General features: G+C 68.0%; 6 protein-coding genes. 4 read left to right on the plus strand and 2 right to left on the minus strand.

Going from position 1 to position 8,395, the window contains the following annotated elements; genetic code table 11:
- The coding region (locus E4L96_RS06305) for an amidohydrolase family protein (protein ID WP_135206368.1) at positions 1-1,235 on the minus strand (1,235 nt) is incomplete at its 3' end.
- Between the two features lie 160 nt (positions 1,236-1,395).
- Between E4L96_RS06305 and E4L96_RS06310 the strand changes: the two genes are divergently transcribed.
- The 4 genes from E4L96_RS06310 to E4L96_RS06325 all read left to right on the plus strand — a co-directional run bounded on the left by E4L96_RS06310 (position 1,396) and on the right by E4L96_RS06325 (position 7,955).
- Positions 1,396-1,977 carry a phasin family protein gene (locus E4L96_RS06310; RefSeq protein ID WP_135206369.1) on the plus strand — a complete coding sequence of 194 codons (582 nt, stop codon included), beginning with the start codon at positions 1,396-1,398 and terminating at the stop codon, positions 1,975-1,977.
- A gap of 133 nt (positions 1,978-2,110) precedes the next feature.
- Positions 2,111-3,862, plus strand: coding sequence for an ABC transporter transmembrane domain-containing protein (locus E4L96_RS06315; protein WP_135206370.1), 1,752 nt, complete (start codon positions 2,111-2,113; stop codon positions 3,860-3,862).
- Positions 3,849-5,636, plus strand: a complete 1,788-nt coding sequence (locus E4L96_RS06320) for an ABC transporter ATP-binding protein (RefSeq protein ID WP_370660728.1) — start codon at positions 3,849-3,851, stop codon at positions 5,634-5,636. Before E4L96_RS06315 ends, E4L96_RS06320 begins: the two co-directional genes overlap by 14 nt.
- A gap of 198 nt (positions 5,637-5,834) precedes the next feature.
- Positions 5,835-7,955 carry a tetratricopeptide repeat-containing diguanylate cyclase gene (locus E4L96_RS06325; protein WP_135206372.1) on the plus strand — a complete coding sequence of 707 codons (2,121 nt, stop codon included), beginning with the start codon at positions 5,835-5,837 and terminating at the stop codon, positions 7,953-7,955.
- A 69-nt stretch (positions 7,956-8,024) separates the two neighbouring features.
- Here E4L96_RS06325 and E4L96_RS23575 read toward each other — a convergent pair.
- Positions 8,025-8,395: hypothetical protein (locus tag E4L96_RS23575; RefSeq protein WP_167758613.1), on the minus strand; the 371-nt coding region annotated here is incomplete at its 5' end.

An 8,395-nucleotide genomic window follows, 5' to 3' on the forward strand; every position in this document is an offset into this window, starting at 1 on the left:
TCCAGGTGCAGCGCGGAGCGCGCGGGCGGCGCCTCGGCCACCACCTGCCCCCGCCGCAGCACCCAACGCCGGGCGGCGCGCAGGCGGATCGCTTCCACCGTGCTGCCCGCGTCCAGCACCACCAGGTTCGCATCGCAGCCGGGCGCGATGCCGTAGCCTTCCAGGCCGAGGATGCGCGCGGGTGTCTCGGTCACCGCCAGGAAGCACTGGTGCATCGCCTGCTGGGACGTCATCTGCGCCACGTGCAGGCCCATATGCGCTACCTCCAGCATGTCGCCGGAACCAAGGCCGTACCAGGGGTCCATCACGCAGTCGTGGCCAAAGGCGACGTCGATACCCGCCGCCAGCAGCTCCGGCACGCGGGTCATGCCGCGCCGCTTCGGATAGGTGTCGTGCCGCCCCTGCAGGGTGATGTTGATCAGCGGGTTGGCGATGGCCGCGACGCCGCTCTCCTGCATCAGCGGCAGCAGCTTGCTGACGTAGTAGTTGTCCATCGAGTGCATGGACGTGAGGTGCGAGCCGGCCACGCGGCCCTGCAGGCCGCAGCGCTGCGTTTCGTAGGCCAGCGTCTCGATGTGGCGGGACAGCGGGTCGTCGGTCTCGTCGCAATGCATGTCCACGCGCAGGCCCTGCGCCGCCGCGAACTCGCACAGCAGGCGCACCGACTCCGCACCCTCGCCCATGGTGCGCTCGAAATGCGGAATGCCGCCGACGACGTCTACGCCCATCGCAATGGCGCGCTTCAGCTGTCCGAAGGCGCCTGGACTGCGCAGCAGACCATCCTGCGGAAAGGCGACGAGCTGCATGTCGATGTACGGCGCCACGCGGCGCTTCACGTCCAGCAGCGCTTCCACCGCCAGCAGGCGCGGGTCGCAGATATCGACGTGGGTGCGGATGGCGAGCAGCCCGCGCGCCACCGCCCAGTCGCAGTACTGCAAGGCGCGGTCCACGAGGGCCTGCTGGGTCAGCTCCGGTTTCAGCTCGCCCCACAGCGCTATGCCCTCCAGCAGCGTGCCGGAGGCGTTCACGCGCGGCAGACCGTAGCTCAGGGTCGCGTCCATATGGAAGTGCGCGTCCACGAACGGCGGCGTGACCAGGCAGCCGGTGGCATCGAGCTCGCGCGCGCCCTGTGCCGCCAGGCGCGGTTCCAGCGCGGCGATGCGGCCGCCGGCGATGCCGATGTCGACGCCGGAGCGCCCGTCCGCCAAGGTGGCGTTGCGTATCACGAGGTCCATGCGGGGCTCCTGTCGGGGTATCGGTCCGATTGTAGCGGAGGCCGCCAGATTGCCGTGCTGCAATGCAGTGAAAAAGCTATCGTGCGAGCTATGCAGGCTCAGTAATCATGGCTACACTTGCATATATTGCATCGCAACATAACCCACTGAAAGGACGACTATGACCACGCTTCCTGAACAGATCACCGCAGCCGGGCGCGACCAGTTCCTGGCCCAGCTCGAATTCTTCGGCTCGCTGGCCGCGGCCGCCATCGAGAACACGCGCCAGCTGGCCGACGCGCAAATCTCCGCGGGCCGCGCCACCTTCGACCGCAGCGCGCAGGCCATGCGCCAGTTGATCGAGATGCCCGATGCGGGCCGCCTGCCCGGCGCCGGCTTCTCCACCGCCGGGGTCGACAACTGGATCGAATACAGCCGCGAGATTTTCACCCTGATGACCGGCATGGCGGTGCCACAGCGCGTGGCGCCGCCCGCACCGGCTCCGGCTCAGGCTCCGGCACTGGCCGCACCTCAGGAGGTGTACGAGGCGCCGTCCGCCGCGCCGCAGGCACCGGAACAGCCGCAGCCCGCGCACCAGCAATCCGCGCAGGCCGACGACAGCGGTACGGCCATCGCGCCCGCGCAGTTGCAGAAGATCGTCGATGCACCGGCCATCGGCCTGCCGCCAGCGGAGGGCGAGCTCACGCCCGTGGCCGACGCTGTGGCCAGAACCGTCGGTAAAAAACCGCTGGCGAAAAAGTAGTAGCGTCCTCACGCGGCGTCTTCAAAGGTAGTACATTAGCGGGCCACCGCCCTCCCGACGCGTCGGGGGCTGCGGTGGCCCGCGTGCGTTTCGAGCGCGTAAAAAACAAGCCCAGGACAGGAAAGACCGGCACATGACGTTAACAAGGCTGATCGGCGGATTTGTGGCGCGCAATTGGCGCGCGTATGCGGCGTCCGCCGTGATGCTGGTCGGCGTGGCGGTCTTCACGGTCTGGATCCCGCGCAAGGTGGGCAGCATGATCGACGCGCTGGCCGCGCACCGCCTGTCCGGCACGGACCTGCTGATCGAACTGGCCACGCTGATCGGCTTCGGCGTCGCGATCTACCTGCTGCGCGTGGGCTGGCGTCTGCGCCTGTATTCCGCGGCCTACATGCTGGGCGTCGAGCTGCGCACCAAGTTCTACCAGCGCCTCGGCGTGCAGGGCCCGGCCTTCTACCAGAAGCAGCGCACCGGCGACCTGATGGCGCTGGCCACCAACGACATCGACGCGATCGAGCAGGCCGCGGGCGAGGCGATGCTGGCGGGCTTTGACGGCACCCTCACGCTGCTGATGGTGCTGGGCGTGATGTTCCTCGGCGTGGACTGGCGGCTGACCCTCATCGCGCTGCTGCCCTTCCCTTTCATGGCGTGGGCCTTCAAGCGCATCTCGGGCCACATCCACGAGGCGCAGACCGATGCCCTCAAGCGCTTCTCGGCGCTGAACGACCATGTACAGGAGACCCTGTCCGGCGTGCGCACCCTGCGTGCGCTTGGCCTGGAACAGCGCAGCGCCGCTCAATTCAGCGAGCTAGCCGCCGGAGCCGCCGACGCCAGCCTGTCCGCCCAGACCTGGGAGGCAGCCTATGAACCGGCCGTCGGCCTGACCCTCGCCGCGGCGACTGCGCTGACGCTGGGTCTCGGCGGCTACCTGGTGTGGCAGGACCAGCTCACCATCGGCGCGCTGACCAGCTTCACCATGTACCTCGGGCAGCTGATCTGGCCCATGTTCGCGGCGGGCTGGGTGTTCGCGCTGGTGCAGCGCGGCCGCGCGGCGCTGGCCCGCCTGCAGCCGCTGCTGGACGCGCCGCTGACGGTGGACGACCATGGCACCCTGGCCGCCATCGTCCCCGGCCCGCTGCAGCTGCGCGAGGTGAGCTTCTCCTATCCCGGCCAGACCCTGCCCGCGCTCTCCGGCATCTCGCTCACCCTGCAGCCTGGCCAGACCCTCGGGCTGGTCGGCCCCACGGGCAGCGGCAAATCGACGCTGCTGCGCGTCCTGCTGCGCCAACTGACACCCCAGCAAGGCAGCGTGACCTGGGGCGGCCAGCCGCTGGACGCCTACACCCTGCACACACTGCGCGCCGCCATCAGCTGGGTGCCGCAGGAATCCTTCCTGTTCTCGGCACCCATCGCCGAGAACATCGCGCTCGGCAAGCCGGATGCCACGCGCGCCGAGATCGAACATGCCGCCGACATGGCCGCCATCCACGACGACATCCTGCGCTTTCCGCAGGGGTACGAGACGCCGGTGGGCGAACGCGGGATCACGCTCTCGGGCGGCCAGCGCCAGCGCGTGGCCATCGCGCGCGCCCTGCTGGCCGACAGCGATCTGCTGCTGCTCGACGATGCCCTTTCCGCCGTGGACACCGGCACCGAGACCCGCATCCTGGACCACCTGGAGGAGCTGCGCCGCGCGCGGCCCGAACGCGGCGCCATCATCGCCAGCCACCGCCTGTCCGGCGTGGTGGACGCGGACCTGATCGTGGTGCTCAAGGATGGCCACATCGCCGAAAGCGGCACTCACGATCAACTGCTTGCGCTGCAAGGCTGGTATGCCAGCCAGTGGCGCTACCAGCAACTGGAGGCCAGCCTTGACGCATCCTGAAGGACAGACCCACACCCTCAGCCGCGCCCAGTTCCGCCATGCCCTCGGCCTGCTGCGCCAGAAGGCCGAGCCGGACCGCGAGCACCTGTGGTGGGCGATCCTCGGCCTGGTGCTGGCAGCAGGGCTGGAAGTGCTCGGCCCCCTGCTGGGCAAGAAGCTGATCGACGAACATCTGCTGCCGCACGTGCTGGACTGGCCGCGCATGGCGCTGCTGCTGGGCGGCGTCCTGTTCATGGGCTGCGCCTCGTCCATGCTGCGCTTCTGGCAGCTGGTGCGCCTGTCCGGCCTCGCCATGCGCTCGGTGCAGCGCCTGCGCGAGGACGTGTACAGCCACGTGCTCAAGCTGCCCATGGCCTTCTTCGACCGCGCCATCACTGGCCAGCTGGTGAGCCGCGTGACCAACGACACCGAGGCCGTCAAGACCCTCTACATCCAGGTGCTGTTCGTGATGCTCGACAGCGGCATCGTGCTGCTCGGGACCTCGATCGCGATGGCGTGGCTGGACTGGCACCTGATGCTGCTGGTGCTCGCGCTGGTGCCGGCAGTCCTGGGCATCGTGTGGCTGTACCAGCGCCTGTCAGCACCGGCGGTGACCAAGGCGCGCCACCTGCGCAGCGAGATCAATGCGCAGATGGCGGAGTCGATCGGTGGCATGAGCGTCCTGCAGTCGAATAACGCGCAGGGCCGCTTCGCCACCCGCTTCGCCAAGACCAATGCGGCCCAGTACACGGCCCGTGTGGCCGAACTGCGTGCCAACGCCCTGCTGCTGCGGCCTGCGCTGGACCTGCTCAACGTGGTCCTGCTCGCGCTGGTGATCTACTTCTTCGGCCGCTCCGCCATGAGCGCGGTGGAGGTGGGCGTGCTGTATGCCTTCATCAGCTACATCGCCCGCGTGATCGAGCCGATGATCCAGATTACGATGCAGTTCAGCGGCCTGCAGCAGGCCGTGGTTGCAACCTCGCGCGTGGCCGCGCTGCTGGACGAAGACCAGGCAGTGGAGCACAGCGCCGCCGCGCGCGGCCGCCTGGCCACGCAGCCGGGCGTGCCCGCGGTACGCATCCGCGGCCTCGATTTCGAATACGTGCCGGGCCAGCCGGTGCTCAGGCACCTTGACCTGGAGATCGCGCAGGGCGCCTTCTACGGCATCGTGGGCCACACCGGCAGCGGCAAATCCACCCTGCTCTCGCTGCTGCTGCGCTACTACCCGGCCGCGCCGGAAGCGATCGAGCTGTATGGCCACCGGCTGGCGGACATCGGCAACGCGCAGTTCCGCGCCGAGGTCGGGCTGGTGCCGCAGGACCCGTTCCTGCTGGCGGCATCGGCGCGCGAGAACATCGACATGGGCCGCGGCCTGCCGCAGGCGGCGCTCGAAGCCGCCGCGCGCGCAGCGCATGCGCACGACTTCATCCTGGCACTCGAACATGGGTACGACACCGCGCTCGGCGAAGGCGGTTCGCGCCTGTCCACGGGCCAGAAGCAGCTGATCGCCATCGCCCGCGCGCTGGCCGGGCAGCCGCGCATCCTGCTGCTGGACGAAGCCACCTCGCACATCGACTCGCAAACGGAGCAGATCGTGCAGACCGCACTCGATGAACTGCGCGGCAGCGTCACCATCATCGCGATCGCGCACCGCCTGTCGACCATCCGCGACGCCGATCGCATCGTGGTCCTCAATCACGGCCGCATCGAGGAAACCGGCAGTCACGAGGAGCTGATGACTATCGATGGCGGCCTATACCAGCGCTTATACCTTCTGCAACAGATTGTTGTCTGAGCGCGCAGGGATAGTGGCGCACGGCCAACATACTTGTTAAGTTTCCGTGAAATTCCGCCTTTGCGAAACGGATTTAGAGGCTGGCTTCGGTAGAATCTTCCGTCAACCGAGCTTTCCACTCTGCAACAACTATATAATCGGGCGAGGCCGTTTCCTTCACGGCCCACGGAAAAAACCAGGACACAGGAACAGGCAGGAATGAGATCCCGTAAGCCGGTACGCCGCATCGCCAGCGTACTGATTGCCTCCCTTTTCGTGACTGCACCCCTGGTCCAGGCCGAGGTCTCCGCCTCCGCGCCGGCGGCGCTGAACGCGGCCCAGCCGTCCTCCGCGCTCGCGGACCGGGTGTTCGAGATTCGCGAACTCGCCCGTTATGTGCCCGGGAAGGCAGAGCGCCAATTGCTGCCGCTGGCCGATGAGGCCAAGGCCGCGGGCACCCGCCAGTACGCCGAATTCCTGTTCGTCAAAGCCCTGATCCGCCAGTACCTTGGCCATCCGCTGGAAGCGGTCGCCATCGCCGACGACGTGATCAAGATGGGGCGCGAGCAGCGCGACACCATTGCGCTCATCAAGGGCCAGCTGGCCAAGTCCTACGCGCTGTACGACCTCAATCAGCTCAAGGCGTCGCACGAGCTGGTGTGGGACGCCGAGAAGCTGGTCGCGGGCACCGGTGACCTCAAGCTGCGGGTCACGGTGCTGACCAATTCCGGCCAGGCGTACGCCGAGGATGGCAACTTCCCGGCGGCGCTGGGCAAGATGCAGGATGCGCTCGCGCTCGCGCGCCAGACCGGCGATGCCATCACCCAGGTCATGGTGCTGCGCGCCCTGGCCGTGCTGTACGACCAGACCAAGGAATACCAGAAAGGGTTCGAAGCACTCGACGAAGCGGTCGTGCTCGCCGCGCAGACCGGGTCGCTGGGCCGCATGGCCACGCTCAAGACCACCGAGTACGGGCTGGCGATCGACAGCAACCAGCCGAAGCGCGCGCTCAAGGCGCTGCTTGACGGGCTGGCCTTCGAGCGCCGCATCGGCGCCGACGCCATGGTCGCCGAGACCCTGGTCAACCTGTCGGACCTGTACCTCAAGGAGCGCAATTATCCGAAGGTGCTGGAGTACGCGCAGCAGGCCATCGACCTGGCGCGCAAGCATAACGACCCGGCCACGGAAGCCACGGGCCGCATCAACATCGGCCAGGCCCTGCTGGCCACCGGCCACGTGGCCGAGGGCAAACGCAGCTTCGAAGCGGGGCTGAAGGCCTACGAACAGAATGGCGACAAGCCGGAGCTCCAGAGCGTCCTGATGGAATATGGCTCGGCACTGGAGCAGGCGGGCGATTTCCAGGGTGCGGTCAAGGCCTACCACCGCGAACGCGATCTCTCCAACGAGCTGTTTGAAAAACGGCGCCAGAAGGCGCTGGTGGACATGCAGGTCAAGTACGAGGCCGTGGCCAAGCAGAAGCAGATCGAGCTGCTGAAGCGCGAGAACGATGTGAAGTCCTCGGAGCTCGACAACCGCCGCCTGCAGCAGCGCGTGTGGTGGCTGCTGGCCGTGGTGTTCGCGCTGGCCGCGGTCATCGTCGGCCTCCTGTACCGCAAGGTGCGGCATGCCAACGCGCAGCTGGAGGTGAAGAACCAGGAGCTCAAGCAGCAAAGCTCGCGCGATCCGCTCACGGCGCTGTACAACCGCCGCCACTTCCAGGACTTCATGCGCAGCCACGTGCCGTCCGAGAAGCGCGGAGCGGGGACCACCGGCGAAGAGGTGGTCGGCGCGCTGTTCCTGCTGGACGTGGACCACTTCAAGCACGTCAACGATACCTACGGCCACGCGGCCGGTGACGCGGTGCTGCGCATGATCGCGGAGAATCTGCGCGAGATCCTGCGCGAGACCGACATGATCGTGCGCTGGGGCGGCGAGGAGTTCCTGGCCTTCCTGCCGGCGATTCCGCGCAGCGGGCTGGAAGAAGTCGCGCGCCGCATCCTGGCGGGAATTTCGTCGCACACGGTGGAGTACCAGGACACCCGCCTGTCTGTGAACGTCTCCGTCGGCTTCGCCCCGTTCCCGCTGGTGCCGGGCGGGCAATCGATCCCGTGGGAGCGTGCGGTCAACCTGGTCGACATGGCGCTGTACCTGGCCAAGGCGCATGGGCGCAATCGCGCCTACGGCGTGCGCGGGTTCCCGAAGTACGGCCCGGAGGCGCTGACGGCGGTCGAACAGGATCTCGAGAAGGCGTGGCGCAACGGCTACGTCGACCTGTCCATCGTGCTCGGCGGGTGGCCGGACAAGCCGTCGCTGTCGGCGGCGACCACGCAGGCCGCCTGATTCACATCCCCTTCCGCTGACCTAAGCGCGTTGGCCGCCGGCCCGGCCGGCGCCGCGCGCGGCGGCCTCTCATTCGCAGTGGTCGCCGATCCAGTCGGCACCGCTCGCGAGACAGCGTTCCATCGACTGTTGCTGGTACTCGGCGCTGATGCGCAGGGTGCGGCATTCCTGCGGCACCGGGTCCATCATCGTGATGCAGACGTCCATGCGGTTGATGGCGGTGCGGTAGTTCCCGTTGGCGATTGCGCGGCGCGCTTCCAGGATCAGGGTGCGGGCGGATTGGGAGGATGAGGCCTGCGCGGGCGGCGTGGTCGCAGCGCTGCGACCCGCGCTGTCGGCAGCGCGCTGGCCTGCTTCTGCCCGAGTCGCGGCGCCTGGGCTCATGACGTCCATGGCGCGCTGGCCGTTGTAGGGCGTGGCCGCGCCGCGCGCCGCGGTAT

It is taken from the genome of Zemynaea arenosa, from assembly GCF_004614185.1.
GTDB lineage: Bacteria > Pseudomonadota > Gammaproteobacteria > Burkholderiales > Burkholderiaceae_D > Telluria > Telluria arenosa.

What these genes read in the sequence shown, in the direction of transcription:
- E4L96_RS06310 (WP_135206369.1), top strand. Translation starts at nt 1,396, where the DNA reads ATGACCACGCTTCCTGAACAGATCACCGCAGCCGGGCGCGACCAGTTC.
- E4L96_RS06315 (WP_135206370.1), top strand. Translation starts at nt 2,111, where the DNA reads ATGACGTTAACAAGGCTGATCGGCGGATTTGTGGCGCGCAATTGGCGC.
- E4L96_RS06325 (WP_135206372.1), top strand. Translation starts at nt 5,835, where the DNA reads ATGAGATCCCGTAAGCCGGTACGCCGCATCGCCAGCGTACTGATTGCC.